This is a genomic window from Opitutaceae bacterium, from assembly GCA_015075305.1.
Lineage (GTDB): Bacteria > Verrucomicrobiota > Verrucomicrobiia > Opitutales > Opitutaceae > UBA6669.
The window spans coordinates 441138-455718 of the sequence record JABTUS010000001.1 but is presented as its reverse complement, the minus strand read 5'-3'; the positions used below and the strand labels follow the sequence as shown (position 1 = coordinate 455718).

Annotated in this window: 15 protein-coding genes and 2 pseudogenes; 9 read left to right on the top strand and 8 right to left on the bottom strand. The window is 59.9% G+C overall.

The genetic code is table 11. The features are described from left to right. Nucleotides 1–77: 77 nt before the first annotated feature. Nucleotides 78–410, top strand: a complete 333-nt coding sequence (locus HS122_01815; protein MBE7537134.1) for an RHS repeat-associated core domain-containing protein — start codon at nucleotides 78–80, stop codon at nucleotides 408–410. 176 nt (nucleotides 411–586) lie between these two features. Here HS122_01815 and HS122_01810 read toward each other — a convergent pair. Continuing rightward, nucleotides 587–922 (bottom strand): annotated as a pseudogene (locus tag HS122_01810) (transposase). Between the two features lie 319 nt (nucleotides 923–1241). Then, the gene (locus HS122_01805) at nucleotides 1242–1418 is read right to left on the bottom strand and encodes a hypothetical protein (protein MBE7537133.1); all 177 of its coding nucleotides are present in this window, start codon (nucleotides 1416–1418) and stop codon (nucleotides 1242–1244) included. Between the two features lie 245 nt (nucleotides 1419–1663). Between HS122_01805 and HS122_01800 the strand changes: the two genes are divergently transcribed. The 3 genes from HS122_01800 to HS122_01790 all read left to right on the top strand — a co-directional run bounded on the left by HS122_01800 (nucleotide 1664) and on the right by HS122_01790 (nucleotide 3369). Beyond that, complete coding sequence (locus HS122_01800; GenBank protein ID MBE7537132.1) at nucleotides 1664–2578, top strand: hypothetical protein; 915 nt, start codon at nucleotides 1664–1666, stop codon at nucleotides 2576–2578. Nucleotides 2579–2673: 95 nt separating this feature from the next. Next, the gene (locus tag HS122_01795; GenBank protein ID MBE7537131.1) at nucleotides 2674–3048 is read left to right on the top strand and encodes a hypothetical protein; all 375 of its coding nucleotides are present in this window, start codon (nucleotides 2674–2676) and stop codon (nucleotides 3046–3048) included. 147 nt (nucleotides 3049–3195) lie between these two features. Next, nucleotides 3196–3369, top strand: coding sequence for a DUF4372 domain-containing protein (locus HS122_01790; protein ID MBE7537130.1), 174 nt, complete (start codon nucleotides 3196–3198; stop codon nucleotides 3367–3369). A gap of 598 nt (nucleotides 3370–3967) precedes the next feature. On the opposite strand, the gene HS122_01785 is transcribed toward HS122_01790, so the two are convergent. Next, nucleotides 3968–4147: a DUF2249 domain-containing protein gene (locus HS122_01785; protein MBE7537129.1), complete on the bottom strand. Its 180-nt coding sequence runs from the start codon at nucleotides 4145–4147 to the stop codon at nucleotides 3968–3970. A gap of 134 nt (nucleotides 4148–4281) precedes the next feature. On the opposite strand from HS122_01785, the gene HS122_01780 reads away from it, so the two are divergent. Further along, nucleotides 4282–4989 carry a Crp/Fnr family transcriptional regulator gene (locus HS122_01780; GenBank protein MBE7537128.1) on the top strand — a complete coding sequence of 236 codons (708 nt, stop codon included), beginning with the start codon at nucleotides 4282–4284 and terminating at the stop codon, nucleotides 4987–4989. Between the two features lie 3 nt (nucleotides 4990–4992). On the opposite strand, the gene HS122_01775 is transcribed toward HS122_01780, so the two are convergent. The 4 genes and pseudogenes from HS122_01775 to HS122_01760 form a co-directional block, all read right to left on the bottom strand. Continuing rightward, nucleotides 4993–5805: a hypothetical protein gene (locus HS122_01775; GenBank protein ID MBE7537127.1), complete on the bottom strand. Its 813-nt coding sequence runs from the start codon at nucleotides 5803–5805 to the stop codon at nucleotides 4993–4995. Between the two features lie 34 nt (nucleotides 5806–5839). Then, nucleotides 5840–6550 (bottom strand): ABC transporter ATP-binding protein, encoded by a 711-nt coding sequence (locus HS122_01770; protein ID MBE7537126.1) that lies wholly within the window; start codon nucleotides 6548–6550, stop codon nucleotides 5840–5842. After that, the gene (locus HS122_01765) at nucleotides 6547–8175 is read right to left on the bottom strand and encodes a right-handed parallel beta-helix repeat-containing protein (protein ID MBE7537125.1); all 1629 of its coding nucleotides are present in this window, start codon (nucleotides 8173–8175) and stop codon (nucleotides 6547–6549) included. The genes HS122_01770 and HS122_01765 overlap by 4 nt, the downstream gene beginning before the upstream one ends. 299 nt (nucleotides 8176–8474) lie before the next feature. After that, nucleotides 8475–9793 (bottom strand): annotated as a pseudogene (locus tag HS122_01760) (cupredoxin domain-containing protein). A 41-nt stretch (nucleotides 9794–9834) separates the two neighbouring features. Between HS122_01760 and HS122_01755 the strand changes: the two are divergent. Genes HS122_01755 through HS122_01740 form a run of 4 tightly spaced genes read left to right on the top strand, consistent with a single transcriptional unit; the run spans nucleotide 9835 to nucleotide 13113 of the window. Beyond that, on the top strand, nucleotides 9835–10707 hold the full coding sequence (locus tag HS122_01755) for an SCO family protein (GenBank protein ID MBE7537124.1): 873 nt from the start codon (nucleotides 9835–9837) through the stop codon (nucleotides 10705–10707). Between the two features lie 53 nt (nucleotides 10708–10760). Next, a complete protein-coding gene (locus HS122_01750) occupies nucleotides 10761–11327 on the top strand; it encodes a DUF2249 domain-containing protein (protein ID MBE7537123.1) in 567 nt (188 codons plus the stop codon). 49 nt (nucleotides 11328–11376) lie between these two features. After that, nucleotides 11377–12777: a hypothetical protein gene (locus HS122_01745; GenBank protein MBE7537122.1), complete on the top strand. Its 1401-nt coding sequence runs from the start codon at nucleotides 11377–11379 to the stop codon at nucleotides 12775–12777. Between the two features lie 24 nt (nucleotides 12778–12801). Next, nucleotides 12802–13113 carry a metal-sulfur cluster assembly factor gene (locus tag HS122_01740; protein MBE7537121.1) on the top strand — a complete coding sequence of 104 codons (312 nt, stop codon included), beginning with the start codon at nucleotides 12802–12804 and terminating at the stop codon, nucleotides 13111–13113. 135 nt (nucleotides 13114–13248) lie between these two features. On the opposite strand, the gene HS122_01735 is transcribed toward HS122_01740, so the two are convergent. Next, nucleotides 13249–14460 carry an exo-alpha-sialidase gene (locus tag HS122_01735; protein ID MBE7537120.1) on the bottom strand — a complete coding sequence of 404 codons (1212 nt, stop codon included), beginning with the start codon at nucleotides 14458–14460 and terminating at the stop codon, nucleotides 13249–13251. Nucleotides 14461–14581 lie beyond the last annotated feature (121 nt).

The window sequence follows — 14581 nt, the reverse complement described above, 5'->3', positions numbered from 1 at the left end:
GGCGGCGTGGGTGCCCTGCTGCAATTGCGAACACGCCGACCGGCGAGACCTACCCGACCTACGACGGCAACGGCAACGTGGCGTCGCTCGTCAGCCTCGGCACCGGAGCCCTCGCCGCGTCCTACGAATACACCCCATTCGGCGAAATGCTCCGCGATGAGGTGCTGGACAACGCGGTCAGCACGTATGCGTTCAAGTTCTCGACCAAGTGGCGGGACGCGGAGACGGGTTGGTCGTATTATGGGCGAAGGCACTATGACGCCAGAAATGGGCGGTTTATTGGAAGGGATCCAATTGGGGAGAAGGGAGGGATCAATCTGTATGGGTTTACTGGAAACAATGGAGTCAGTCGTTGGGATACATTGGGACAAGCATATGGTGATACCCGGCTGTCTGATCAGAACCGTTGATTTCAACTGGATACTTGTATCGATAGTATGGTTCGTTGTATCGAATTTTGCAAATAGCTCTGGCAGAGACTTTCTCAAGGCGGCAATCGAGATAATTTGCAAAACTTGATGTAGGTGCCAGGCAGGGGCGTTTTCGCGTTTGGCGATGGCCACCAGCAGGTGGGCGCACAGGGCCGTCAGATTTGCGCGCACGCCGTTTGGATCGGTGCTGAAGAGCCGCGCAGCCGCAAGTGCTGTTTGATCCAGCGAAAGAACAGCTCGATTTTCCAGCGATGTTTGTAGATGAGCGCCACGGTGAGCGGATCGAGCGCAAACTGATTAGTCAGGAAGATGAGCCGCAATTTGGTTTCGGGATCGATATAGCTGATGCGCCTCAACGCTTCTGGATAGCAGCGTCGGCCCTTCGAGGAGTTGAGTCGGATGGTTTGATCGCCAACGCAAAGCCGGTGGTCGGTGCGACCGGTCGCGACGAGGCCACGTAAGCAGGTGTTGGTCTTGAGGCGGGTGACGAGGCACCCATCGCGTGCAGCCGGTGCAGGCGCGCAAAATCAGATATCCACGATCCATCACGTAATAGGCGCAGGACAGACCGGGATCTCGTCGAGCGGGCGACTTCGTGCCGGTCGCCCTCGTACAAAGCTGGCAAAGGCGGGCGGATCGGCCTCGAAATCCAGCAACACGTTGAGCTTCACCGCCGCCTGCGTGCCCTGCCAGCGGGCCCAAGGAAACAGCGCAAAGCTCCAGCTCGATCAACGTCGCATCCAACGCGAACAGATCGGCGTCAAGTCGAGCGGCGTTGGATCGCCCGCATACATCCGTCGCGCCAGCGCATCAACCCTTCCGCCACTTCGGCGAACAGGCGCCAGTCGCGATGCTCGTTCGCGTAAGCAGTTGCAGCGTTTCACCGTGCCGCGAATTCCGGCATGATAAAGCAACCCTCGACGCGCATTCAAACCAGACCTCGATGTCGCGCAGGCTCTCGCGATAGGTGAGCTGTGCGAAGACCATCGTGGCAAGTGATCAATAAGCGGAAGCGCCGGAGTGTCGCGACGCATTGGATATCGCGAGGACAACGCGAGAAACTCTTTCCCGCTGATGCCTGCGAGCGCCGGGCCAGCGGTTTTGCCGGTATTCATCCGCGAAATAGCGGATCCGATCATACCAGAAATCAAATCGATGACACATCAAAATCATCGTTAATCGCTATTCTCAAATGTCTTAGAAACGCCAGAATCAACCTAATTCAGACAGCCGTGGGTGATACCCACAAGGAGAATCCCGCAATTCCCGTCGGCTTTTATGATGTAGGTGATGGAGAGCACGCTTGCCCGTTCAATTCTCGCTATGATGGTAAAGGGAACTGTGTGGACGATCCGGATGCGCCTCATCCAATACCGCCAACGGAAAAGGAAAACAAAATGGATCCATTTGAAGTAAATGAGTCTATCGGTGGCGGGAGAAGATTCTATAGCGATGGACTATCCCAACAATCGCAGGGGCCAAACTTTTACCCTACTGATCCCGAAACACCACCGCCAGACGATCCTCCAAAGAATTCTCGAAACCCCAAGGAACAGGCCAAGAACATATTGGAAAATATGTCTGCGACCCTCAAGAAATCACTCTGCGAGTCATTCCTTGATCCAAACAAATTCGATCACTACTACGGTATTCAAGACACAGAAGGCGGATTCAATTTCTACAGAGAATTTTCGCTGACGAGCGCAGATTATGCTAATGGGCAGCCAAGTGTCATGGGTGGGAAAGAGGGACCATTGATCGCTTGGAACGGGGAGAATGCGTACTTGAGAGACTTTACACCCTTTACTGGGCCACCGCAGCCAGTGGAAATACCAAACGAGCGACCGACGACACGTTACTATGTGCCGGTTCCCTCACCATCGCAGATGATTGATGGCAATCTTCTGACTTTCTACTACCAATTTCACACGCATCCAAACGACCCCGGTGGGAATATTGGTCTATCAGATGCTGATTTTCGCAACCTAGGAAATAAAAAGAATTTCGTTTCCGGTGGGCCTGCAGGTGGATATCCCGTTTTCGGAGGAGCATTCGATGGGCAAACAAAACGCTTTTATGGAGCAATTGGTGGGAAGAAATACGACATGTCATTTCGAGAAACGAGAAAGGTGCTTGGATGCAAGTAAAAGTTATATTGTTGATCGTGATTGTTACATGCGCTTTGACTCTCTCAGTTCGATCGAAACCTCAGCAATCGAGCAACACTCCTGAGATTCTCCTGTTGATACTTTCCGACTCTACACTTCGACTTGGGAAACTAATAGATGCGGCAAACCGGGCGCTAATCGAGACAAAGATTAAATCTATAGAAAATTATATTTCAGAATCAGACAATGGGAATGCTCAACTTGAGCAAGAGTTGCGGAGCTGGAGGAGAGCGTTGGAGAGGTGGAAACCTGGCGATCCAATACCAAGGGGCATCGCATATGTCGTAATTGCGGAAGAAGGAGGAGAGTTTTGCGTCGCCTATTATCCATGGCTAGAGCCCCCATTTGTTTTCTATATCGACAAGGAGAATTATAAGTCTCATTCACGTGCTTTAGAGCGGCAGATGAAAGCCACGATACTTGGCGCGGTTGGAGAAATCATTCCGTAACACGTGTGATTTCCACGGGGTCGGTGCCACGGCTGTCTGACTTGGGGTGATTCTGGCATTCCTAACGCATTTAATAATAGCGATTAACGATGATTTTGATGTGTCATCGATTTGATTTCTTGGGCCAAGTGGTCCGCTATTTCGCGGATGAATACCGGCAAAACTGCTCTGGCCCAAGTGCTCGCAGGCATCAGCGGGAAAGAGTTTTCGCGTTGCTCCTCGCGATATCCAATGCGTCGCGACACTCCGGCGCTTTCCGCTTACGATCACTTTGCCACGATGGTCTTCGCACAGCTCACCTATCCCGACTTCGCCAACTAGAGCCTGTCCCATGGCGCCAGCGAAAGCCCGATGAGACGGGAAAGCGCCCAAACTGAACAAAGAAAGGAAAATGAAAAGGAAGGAGCGAAGGAAAGTCTCAAAGGAGACCCTGCGGGAACCGACCCGCCCGGCAAAGCCTGACCGGCAGCCGGAAGCGAGCCTTGGCTGGCGACCGGAAACGGCGTCTTCAAGCGTAGGCAGCGAACTGCAAAGCCGTGTTAACGAGCCCCGAAATGCTCAAAATAGGGGGAGCCTGCGGTGTTGGGACATCGTGGGCAGCACCGAAGCGCCGATATGGTCTGGCGTTGAGGTCCGCCCGGGGTCTAAGAGCAGGGCAGAGCGGTACAGGGTGTCTCGGGAAGCTGGGAGAATGAAGCCCAAATTGGCACTGCGTAATCAAGCGCGCGAAAGCGGTGGTTGGCGAAATCGGAGGATTGGCGGTGGCTTTCGGAGCAGAGAGCGTCCATTCGACGAATGACCATGCGATGCGAATATGCTTATGCCTCCCACCGTCGTGGGTCGAAGGAAAACCATGGAATGAGGTCAAGCCGCTTCAGCGATTTTCGGCGATGGCGTACACCTTCGGCCGATTTCAACTTCAATCGGCAGATTTTGGGGTGAAAAGGATCACCCAGACACCGGGCTCCGCCTCGCGCGTTTCATGGGTGAAGCCGCGGGCACCGAGGAAATCGTACAAGGGCACGGGTTCAAAGGGCGCCGTTAGCTCCAAGGATTGCCCGGGCTCCAAGCGGGCGAGCGCGTTGAGGATCGCTGACATGGGAGGCTGGCGGCGGGCGCAGATGGGCCGGACGTCGAGCGGAAGTGGCTTTTGGGGCTGCATGGATTCAGATTGCCCGATGGACAGCCTTATCACCTTGATTCATCTCAAGGAAAGCGCCGAAGTTCTCCGTCATGGCCGTGCCAACTTCTGATATTCAAGGACTGCGCACCGCAGCCATTGTCGCGACACTACGAAAGAGCCGCATGTTTGCGGTTCTGAAGCAGGAGGACATCGCCGCGATCGCGGCTGGCTGCACCCTTCGCTCCCTGCAGAAGGATGAACTTCTTTTCAGGCAGGGCGACAAGTCCGAGGGCTTCTATGTCGTTCAGACCGGCCGCATCTGCGTCTACCGGCTGACTTCCGATGGACGGGAACAGATCATCTGCGTGTTCCAGGAATCGGAGAGTTTTGCCGAAGTCACACTGGCGACCCTCGAGGCCTATCCCGCCAATGCCGTTGCGCTGGAAACGTCCCAGGTCGTGATGGTCCGCCGCGCCCATTTTCGCGAGCTGGTCTGCCGCAAGCCCGAACTCGCACTGCACATGCTAGCCTCCATGAGCCTGCACCTGAAGCACCTCGTGCAGAGCCTGCACGATCTCAAGGGCAAGCAGATAGAAGTCCGTCTCGCAGACTGGATCCTGCACCACGCCGGCGAACAAAGCAGTTTTGAGCTGCCGGTGAGCAAGAAGGTTCTGGCGGGCCAGCTCGGGGTCACAAGTGAAACGCTTTCGCGCACTTTTGCCCGGTTCCGATCAGAGGGCATCATCGAGGTTGCCGGACGGCGGATCGATGTCATCAATCCGGCGGGACTCCATCGCTACAAGGACAGCGAAACCTGATCTCTAGCCGTCGACGCGGCGGCGTGCGCCGCACCAGCTTGCGAGCCATGCGAGGGCTGATCCCGCCACGACGGAAACGGACAGCCAGAGTTCCGCGTGCCGGATCCACCAGGCGGTCAGCCGGCCGGCCTGGAGTCCGCCAAACGCAGCGTTTTCGACGGCAAACAGGATGGTGACGCGGTACGCGTCGAGGGGGTTCAGCATCAGGGCTGCCACCCAAAGATCCGGATGCTGCTGCACCCATGGTGCGCCCGCAGAGGCCAGCAGGATCAGATCGACACCGAACAATAGCAGCAGCCAGGCCGCAATCGCGGCGATCAGGCCTCTCACGCTGTCCCGTATCCAGAATCCGATCGCGAGCCCGATCATCGCGCAAAGACCCGCCACACCGACAGCGCCAAGAGTCGCAAGCATCAAGGGGTATGATCCGCCACCAAGCAGTGTCACCGGAAGACCCCGGAGCAGGGCGGAGCCTCCCGCCATGGCCATCAAGCCAGTCACTTTTCCCGCCAGCCATGGTCCGATGCCCGCCGGCTGGCCGAGCAGCCACACGAATTCCTCGGACTCCGCCTGGGCCGAACTGAGACCGAGCAGCAGCGCGGAGAGCGACACTGCATAGAGCACCGCGTGCAGGAGCCACCATGCCGCACCGCGAGCGAGGCCGGTTTCCGGTGTGAGCAGCGGAAGCAACCCCGCGGTGACAACCAGCAGCAAGTGCGCATGCAGGAACCGGTTCAACCGGTGGCTCACCCACTCACGGCGCAGCGCCGCGCCGGCGACACCGGAAAAGGCGGGAATGTGGACAGCAGAATTCATGACTGGTTGAAAATGGGATTTGGCGAACGGCGCCTCAGGCACAGGTTCGCGCCAGACCTTGTGGTGACTCCATGCCACGGAGTTCGGGAAAGGCTTCGCGAAGGCGATCCGGTGGAAGTTCACCGGCCACCCGTCCTTGATCCACAAGCAGGCAGCGATCGACGCGACCCTCCCATTCGCCGAGCAGATGGGTGGCAACCAGGACCGTGCATCCGCGGCGCGCCTGTGCGTGAAGAAACTGCTGAAGCCGCTCGCGCCACCCGGGATCGAGACTCAGCCCGGGCTCATCGAGCAGGAGGATCGGCGCCTCGGCGAGTGCGAAGATTGCTAGGGCGAGACGCTGCCGCAGGCCGCCAGACAACTTTCCGGTGGGTGCATCCGCGAACTCCCTCACACCCCAGACGTCGAGAGCAGTTGATACGTTTTCCATCGTGCGCCCCCTGAGGCACGCGTAGAATTCAGTCGTCTGCCTCACCGTAAGGCGTGGATGGAAACGCGGGGCCTGCGGAAGAAAGGAAATCTGCGAAAGCGCCTCGCCTCGCCGCCGCAGGAGGTCTCGTCCTGACAGGGAAATGGTTCCAGCGTCGGGTTTGGACAGCCCGGCGATCAAGCGCATCGCCGTGGTTTTGCCGGCGCCATTCGCACCGACAAGGAGGGTGACGGCGCCAGGCTGAATCTCCAGTGTCAAACCGGAGAGCACGTGGCGTGAGCCGAACGACTTTCTCAGATCGAATGCAAGGATCATGGTGTGGCCTTCGCCTTGACCAAGGGATGCGGGTCGGTGGTTCCCGGGATCCCTGGAAGCGCGATTCTGCTGTGAACGAAACGAAGCAGCCGCTCGCCTGGCGCTGCTGACAAGAGGCCGATTGCGGGGAATGTGCGGCGCCAGGGGCCGAAGAGGTCAGACTCCCGGTGGGGGATGTCCCCGACTCCATCGCGATTCAGGTCCAGTACGATCGCACTCTCCCAATAGTTTCCGCGTCCTGCGACCGACCACTGGTTCGCATGATTGGACCCCGTGGTTTCCACGGAGTGCACGTTTCCGCTGAACCGGTTCTCCACAAACGTGCTCCCTGACGTGCTGTCGCTCACACGAAGGCCGACGTAATTGCGTGAAATGCGATTGTCGCGCACAACGACCGCGTTGGAATTCTCCAGGTAGAATCCCAGGGTGTTGCCGCCATCGATGTCGTTTCCCTCGACGACCGTATTGTCGACCGACTGGAAAAGAATGCCGTAGGCGCGATGGCTGCGGTTCGCATGAAAGCAGTTCCTGCGAAGGACAATGCCCATGGAGTACATGAGCGCTGAGCCGGCGGCGTTGTCCGAGAAGGTGTTTTCCTCGAACGTATTGTCGTCGGAGTACATGTAGTGCAGGCCATAACGGACGCGGACGATCGTGTTGTGGCGCACGAGTGTGGAGTCGGCGAAGGAGAAGTAGATGCCATCTCGCGTTCCCTGAATGACATTGCCCGTGATCACGTGCCCGCGGGAATTCCAGAGATGGATGCCATTGCCGCGCCGGTCCTGCGAGCTTTCGACGTCGCACAGTTCGGCCTCGCCGGGCTTCAGCGAGGACAACGCCGGATCGGCAACGCTTTCCGCAACGGCGCCGTCGCCGATGATCGTGTTGTTTTCGATGCGGCAGTCGTCGGCGCGCCGCACGTAGATGCCGTGAAGGCTGTCGAGAATGCGGTTGTTGCGGATGATTGCGCGTGCGCCGGTGATGTGAATGGCCGCGTCATCCCTCCCAAGTGCCCTCCCTGAGCCGCGCAGGGTGAAGCCCGCGATTTCGACATCCGGCGAGCGAACCGCCACAATGTGGGTCTGCTGATCCCCCTGCAAAATCGCGCCCGCTTCTCCGAGCAGGTGAACCGGCTTTTCGATTGTGAAGGGGCCCTCGTACACACCGGACTGAACGACGATGCGCTCACCCGGCACCGCCGCGGCGAGGCGCGCGCGGAGGGCTTCGCCCGCGGTGAATCCCTGCGCGTTCGCCAAAGCGGCGAGACCCAGCACAAGAATCCCCAGGATTTTCACGGCACCTCCCGGCGCGAGTTCCAGCCCGCGGCAAAGATCAGGACCAGGAAGGCGGCGAGAAGGTAGCCTCCCGTCTGGGGCAGGCTGGTCTGGATGAAGTTGGCGATCTTCTGGCTGCCGATGACAACGGGAGTGAACGGCGAGATTGTCATGGGAGCCGTTGGATCGAGCGAGTGCCCGTAGGAGTGCAGCCGGTAGTAGAAGTTCCCGAGTGAGAACAGGGTGAAGTACAGGAAGAGCACACCCAGGTCTATGACGCTGGCCATGCGACCGATGACGGCGGCGCGCAGGGCCAGGATCACAAAGACGCCCAGGGCAAAGGGCATCCATTTCATCTCGGCAAAGTCCACCTCGGACAGCGTCTTCATGCCGATGTAGTGGTTGAGCGCGTTGATCTCGTGCAGGTCCTGGCCGCCGTTGCCACCGATCAACTGGTAGCTGTAGATGTTGAGCGCCAGCCCCTCCCGGTACTGGGGCGCCACGAGATGGATCTTCCACAGCGGAAGAAACGCGGCTGCCACGAGCAGGCCCGCGGCGGCGAGCAGGAGTATCCGCGAAAACAGGTTCAGCGGACGGCGAAGAAAGAAGATTTCACGACGAAGAAAATCACGCATGGCATAATTCGAAGGGTGGAGCGCGGAGCAGAAGTTCGTGCAATAGAACGGGAACACGCCGGCCTTGTTCAGCTTGACGCGGATCGTCTTTGTCTCACCGGGATCCAGCACCACGTTCATGTCGTGTTCAACAATCGCGAAGCCGTGGATCATGTCGGTCGTCTGCTCGACATTGGTGACGTGGATGATCAGCTCGTCACCCTCGCGTGCGTCGATGCGGTCGGGAGTGAAGCGGCTCCGGATCGCCATGATCTTCGCCTCGACCTGGTTTCCCTTGCGGGGACGACGCTGGTGTCCTTGGCCTCCCAGACGGCATGCGGATGCCTGTTCTCGGCCCTTGGATAGACCTCGATCGCCTTGACCGCATCCGTGCGGATGATCTGCGCGAAATGCGGCTCGGGTTCCGTGAAGGTTTCGTAGAGCATCTCCATCTTGTCACCCGTGATGTCGATCAACTGGCTCGATTCGGGTTGCGCCGGGCCGACTGAGATGTGGCGCCCTTTCGACAGCTTGTTCATGGCGACAAGGTAGTCTCCGAAGGGCTTGGTCGTGTCGCTGCCGCCGACCACCAGGTGCCCGATGTTGTAGTGCACGTCCATCTTGTCGAGGATGACCTTGTTGAGGTCGGCCTTCTCCTCTGCGCTCCACGGAGGCAGATTCCATTTGGTGACGACGGACTCGATGAACAGGGATGTGTATGCGTTTCCGCGACCGTCGAACTGCGTGTGCAGTGGGCCAAGGCCGACCGGCACGGAGCCCTCGAGCACGGACTCGTATCGAATGACGGGCACGCCCCGGAATTCGGTTTCGAAATCCTTGTTGTCAATCGCCGCCTTGATCTTGTTGAAGTCAAAGACGGAAGCCATGGGCTGCAGTTTGCCGCTCGCGGCGATCCAGCGGCCCGACGGATCCGTGTCGATGCCGTGGGGTGACTTCGGAATTGGCAGGAAATAGAGAACTCCGGGAACCTTTGCCGGATCAATCATCGGCACTCCGTCCAGCATGTCAGCCTTGCCGGCGGCCACTGCGGCTTCGGCGGCCTTCCAGTTGACAACCGCGCCGTAGTCGCGCTCCGCCTGCGTCGATGTGGCTTCAAGCGTTTCGTGCCCCATCTCCGTGTTGTAGGATGTCCAGAAGGCCCAGCCCTCGCTGGGATCCTTGCCGGTGGAACCGAGGTCCCAGTCGAACGGCGGTGTGAGGATCTGCCATCCGACGCTCATGGTTCCGGTCTGTGGGTCGACCCGCACGCCGGACACCATGCCGTTTTTAGCCTTGACATGCATCAAGCAAACGCGATTGAGGCCGCGCCGGATCAAATCCGCACAGCTTGACATGCATCAAGGCGTGATGGGCGAATCAGTGCTAGGATCGGCTGATGAACGTCCTGCGGAGCCGGTTGTCTGTCATGCTTCTGCTCGGCCTGGCGGCCGCGGCGCAGGTGTCATGCTCGAAGGCGCCGGCTGACGGATCCCACCGGGTGACGGGCGTTGTTCGGGAAAAGCTGTCCGCGACAAGCCTGTTGATAGCGCACGATGAAATCCCCGGCTTCATGGCTCCGATGACCATGGCCTTTGATCTGGCCTATCCTGAAGAGGGAGCGAAATTGAAGGCGGGCGATCGCGTGCGCTTCCGTCTGCAGCGCGACGGTGAAAACTGGGTGGTGGATCGCTTCGAACTGCTCGGCAGGGAGACGCCGCCGACACCCGCACCCGCGGCCGCGGTCGCACGAGTTCGAGCGGGCGATGCAATGCCGCCGGTCGCACTCCGTGACGAACGCGATCGATCCCTCACCCTTGAAACGCTTCGCGGTCGATACACGCTGGCCACCTTCATCTTCACCCGCTGCCCGGTGCCGGAGTTTTGCCCGGCCATGGCGTTGAAATTCGCCGCGATCCAGTCCCGGATTGAGAATGAAGAATCGGTCGGCAGCGGCGCACCCGGGCTGCGATTGCTGAGCATCACGCTCGATCCGGAGTTCGATCGTCCGGCACAACTCGCGGCCTATGGAAAAGGCGTCGGCGCCAACCCTGCGATCTGGAACTTTGCGACCGGCACGTCAGACGAGATTGCCATGCTGGCCCGCCGATTCTCGGTCTTCACCGAACGCAAGGGCGTGCTGCTCGACCACACGCTTTGCACGGCGCTGATCGGACCGGACGGGCGCATTCTCGAAATCTGGCGGGGAAACGGCTGGAAGGTCGACGAGGTTTTTTCACTGCTCAATGCGCCGCCGGGTCACGCCCGCTGATCGGAATTCCAGGCATGCGTTTCAAGACACAAGCCAGCTCATTTTTTGACGCCATGAACACGAATACATCCCCTGAATCAACCGCGGGTTCACCCGAAAGCGCGGACGTCTTTGACGTGCGCATCATTCCCGGGCGTGAAAAGCACGCTCGCATATTCCAGCGCTGGTATGACCTTCCGGTCGGAGGCTCATTCGTGCTGCTCAACGACCATGATCCGGTGCCGCTCTACTATCAATTCCAGGCCCAGTGTGCCGGGGCATTTTCATGGACCTACCTGCAGGAGGGACCGGAGGAGTTTCGTGTGCGCATCACCAAGACCGCCGCCGTCACCCCGCCGCCCCCGCGCCAGCCGGGCACCGTGCCGGCGGTCGCATCCAAGGGCAACACGGCGGCCGGCGATGGCTTGACGCTGCAGGTCGATGCCCGCGGGCTCGAGCCCCCGGAGCCGTTGGTCAGGATCCTTGCGGCGCTGGAATCGCTGCCGGCGGGTCACCAGCTCCGCGCCTGGACCGACCGCGAGCCCTGCCATCTCTTTGGAGAGGCCCGTCAGCGTGGCTTCAGTCATGACTGCCGCGCCCAGGCGGATGGAAGCTGGATTACGATGCTCAAGCGCGCATAATCTCCGGGCCAACTTCATCCAGAGCCCGCCTATCGCATTGATCCATTCGATGAGTCAGCCTTTGCCCGCAGCAAGCTCCCGTCCCTCACAAGTTCCCGCCCAGCACGGAAGCTGGCTTGCCGCACAGGGCAAACTGCCGCTCGCATTCATGGGGCTTGCCCTGGCCTGGCTTGCCGCCGGGGCGATCCTCCTGCTTCTCCGTCCCGGACTGCTTGCGCTGCCGCACACGCATCCGCATGTGGTTGCGCTCACCCATGCCTGGCTGCTCGGATTTTTCCTGACAGTCGCGTGTGGAGCCGCCTATCAACTGGCACCCGTGGCCTTGGGCACCACGCTGTCGAGCGAACGCAAGGGCTGGTGGCATTTCGGCATGCATGCGATCGGTGTGCCGGGCATGGTTGCAAGCTTCTGGTTCTGGAATCTGGAGCAAGTCGGCCATTTCGGACTTCTCGTGGCGATCGGCGCCGGTGTCTATGTTCGCAACATCTGGGTGACTGTGCGCCAGGCCGGCCGGCCCGGGCTCATTTCGACATCGCTCCGGGTCTCCGCAATCTGGCTCGTGATCACGCTGCTCATCGGGCTCACGCTGGCGGCCAATCGGTTCTGGTATTTCATCCCGCTCGATCCGGTGGTCCTGCTCCGTGCGCACGCGCATGCCGGGATTGCGGGTTTTTTTGTCACCCTGCTGCAGGGTGTGACCTTCCAGCTTGTCCCCATGTTCACGCTTGGCGATGTGCATGACTGGAAACTGCCGACGCGGGGATTCTGGATGACGCAGATCGCGCTGATCGGCCTGCTGCCGGCGCTGCTCCTGCGCGCGGCCTGGGTCGAGACGGCGATGGGAGTTCTGCTCCTGAGCGGTCTGGCGTGCTCGGCTTATGCGCTGCGACGCGTTCTGGGGACCCGGAAGAAGCGCGCGCTGGATCCCGGGGTTCAGGCCTTCTTTCTGGGAATCGCGGTGCTGTTTGTCGCAGGCATTGTGGGGCTGGCGCTGGTCTGGCCGGGGTCAACCGGGGGATCCGCGAGCGGTGGCATGAGCGCGATGTTTTACGCAGTGATCATCGTCATCGGGGGAATGCTGCCATGCTTTTCAGGCATGATGGGCAAGATCGTGCCCTTTCTCACCTGGATGCGAGCCTATGGACCGCGGGTTGGACGCGAGCGCGTTCCTCTTGCCAGCGCGCTGGGAGTGCGCTGGGCGGAGCGCGCCGGGCTTCTGCTGCAGTTTCTTGCCGTGGTTCCGCTCGCGTGCGGGACCTGGACATTGGAGGCGTCCTGGCTCGTTGCGGGCGCATCGGTGCTGGCGGCTGGCACCGGCCTCTTTCTCTTCAATCAACTCTGCATTCTGCGGCACCTCTTTATGAAGTCCCAACCTGCAAAGGCAGCGGTTCCCGCTGGTCAGGCCGGGGGGGGGCGGCCCGTCATCGAGAATACCGCACACGGAGCGTAACCATCAGCCGATTGGACTCCACTCATGAATGAACCTGACGAAGCCGCAGTGATGGCGGCCCTTCGCACGATTCCTGATCCCGAATTTGGAATCAACATCGTCGACCTTGGGCTGATCTATGATGTCAAGTGCGCGTCCGGAGAAGTGATCGTGACCATGACACTGACGACGGAGTCCTGTCCCGCTGGCAGTTGGATCCATGAAGGTGCGAAGACTGTCGTCAGCGGCCTGCCGGGCGTGACCAGTTCGCAGGTCAATCTTGTTTTTGAGCCGCACTGGTCGACCGCCATGCTGAGCGCCGATGCCAGAAAGCAGCTTGGGCTTCCGCCGGAGTGATTCGGAGGATTGTGGAATCGGCGCGGCCCGCTGTGATCGTGATCACCTGCCACGCATGAACATTGGAATACGTGGCGCATGCCGCTGTGCTATGGCGGCGATCAAACGTCGAGAAATGGGATGCAGCGGCGGTTTTCAGCGGGCGTGATCAAGCGCTTCGCTCTGGCCTGCCGCCAGCCATTCAATCGGGATGCGGCGAATGCGCAGGCGTGAGAGGCGTCCGATCCGCTCATTTCCGGCGACGTAGGCGAGCAGCACGGTGTCTTTCGTGAAATGGATCGCCGTGTAGCAGTACCAGCCGCTCAGATCGCCCTCGATTACACGCGGGCTGTCCCAGGAGCGGGCTTCATCGCGGGAGAGGCTGATGACGAGCGGCGCCCGTTGGCGCTCTGAGGCAGGCTTTGGCACCCGGCCGGAATGGTCGTTGTAGACCGCAACCAGCGTGTTTGTGCCGGGAATGCGCTTGATGCTCAGGGGAGAGTTGGGCGAGACGAACGGGGATGGCTCCGGTGGACCGAACGATTTTCCGTCGTCCTTTGACCAATACTGGTACTGCATGCCGCGGTCCGTTCGCGACCAAGAGTAGATGTTTCCGTTGTTCAACTCGACCACACCGGGCTCCTGGAGGCCCGATCTGCTCGCGATTGGCAGCGCCCACCAGTTGTCGGATTCCCTCCATGTTGCGCCCTCGTCATCGGAGTAGTACCAGAGAGCAAGACCTCGGGAGTCCCAGGACGCCCAGTCGTCGCCGGAGCCCTTCAGCCGGTGAAACGCCATGGGCACGATGAGCCGGCCGCTGTGGGTTTGAATCACGCGGTCATTGTTCAGCACAAAATAGCCGGGCGCGTCGTGAATGGCGCGCGGAGGCGACCATGTCGCGCCCTCATCATCGCTGGTCGACATGACAACATGGCAGTCGCTGAGGCGCGAATTCTTGAATGCATGAAAGCGGGCGATTCTGCCGCTGGCGAGGCGGAGCAGGGAGACGCTCATGACGTTCCTGTGCGTGCCCGTATCCACCACCACCCGGGGCCGGCTCCAGGTTTCGCCCTGGTCGTCGGAATGGATCTCCGCAATCTGCGCACGGTCGAAGTCCTCGGCCCCGCCGGAGAATTGGGAGTAGTTGAGCAGAATGCGCCCGGATTTCAACGTGATGAAACTGCCCTCGGTGTTGCGCGGATGGGCTGCCGACGGATCGATGTCGTAGGGAGAGGGCAGGCTTCCGGCTCCGGACGGTGTCGTAGCCAGGTGGAGGATGGCTGAAGCCAGAATCAGAAGTCGGAAATGCCGTCGGGTTCTGGCTGCCTGGGTGGGGGCAGCGGCTGTTTTGAACGGGGCAGGCGTCATCGGGTCAACATGCTTTGCGATGCGGATGCCATTGCAACCCTCGGATTGTTCCTCTTGCGCTCCACGGGCGTTGCGGTGCGTCGGTAGTTTGCCGTTCGATTCCCCCTCCCTTTGGAGGTGC

What these genes read in the sequence shown, in the direction of transcription:
- HS122_01740 (MBE7537121.1), top strand. Translation starts at nt 12,802, where the DNA reads ATGAATGAACCTGACGAAGCCGCAGTGATGGCGGCCCTTCGCACGATT.
- HS122_01765 (MBE7537125.1), bottom strand. Translation starts at nt 8,175, where the DNA reads ATGGATGCCCTTTGCCCTGGGCGTCTTTGTGATCCTGGCCCTGCGCGC.
- HS122_01750 (MBE7537123.1), top strand. Translation starts at nt 10,761, where the DNA reads ATGAACACGAATACATCCCCTGAATCAACCGCGGGTTCACCCGAAAGC.
- HS122_01735 (MBE7537120.1), bottom strand. Translation starts at nt 14,460, where the DNA reads ATGACGCCTGCCCCGTTCAAAACAGCCGCTGCCCCCACCCAGGCAGCC.
- HS122_01770 (MBE7537126.1), bottom strand. Translation starts at nt 6,550, where the DNA reads ATGATCCTTGCATTCGATCTGAGAAAGTCGTTCGGCTCACGCCACGTG.
- HS122_01805 (MBE7537133.1), bottom strand. Translation starts at nt 1,418, where the DNA reads ATGGTCTTCGCACAGCTCACCTATCGCGAGAGCCTGCGCGACATCGAG.
- HS122_01780 (MBE7537128.1), top strand. Translation starts at nt 4,282, where the DNA reads ATGGCCGTGCCAACTTCTGATATTCAAGGACTGCGCACCGCAGCCATT.
- HS122_01790 (MBE7537130.1), top strand. Translation starts at nt 3,196, where the DNA reads ATGAATACCGGCAAAACTGCTCTGGCCCAAGTGCTCGCAGGCATCAGC.
- HS122_01785 (MBE7537129.1), bottom strand. Translation starts at nt 4,147, where the DNA reads ATGTCAGCGATCCTCAACGCGCTCGCCCGCTTGGAGCCCGGGCAATCC.
- HS122_01775 (MBE7537127.1), bottom strand. Translation starts at nt 5,805, where the DNA reads ATGAATTCTGCTGTCCACATTCCCGCCTTTTCCGGTGTCGCCGGCGCG.
- HS122_01755 (MBE7537124.1), top strand. Translation starts at nt 9,835, where the DNA reads ATGAACGTCCTGCGGAGCCGGTTGTCTGTCATGCTTCTGCTCGGCCTG.
- HS122_01745 (MBE7537122.1), top strand. Translation starts at nt 11,377, where the DNA reads ATGAGTCAGCCTTTGCCCGCAGCAAGCTCCCGTCCCTCACAAGTTCCC.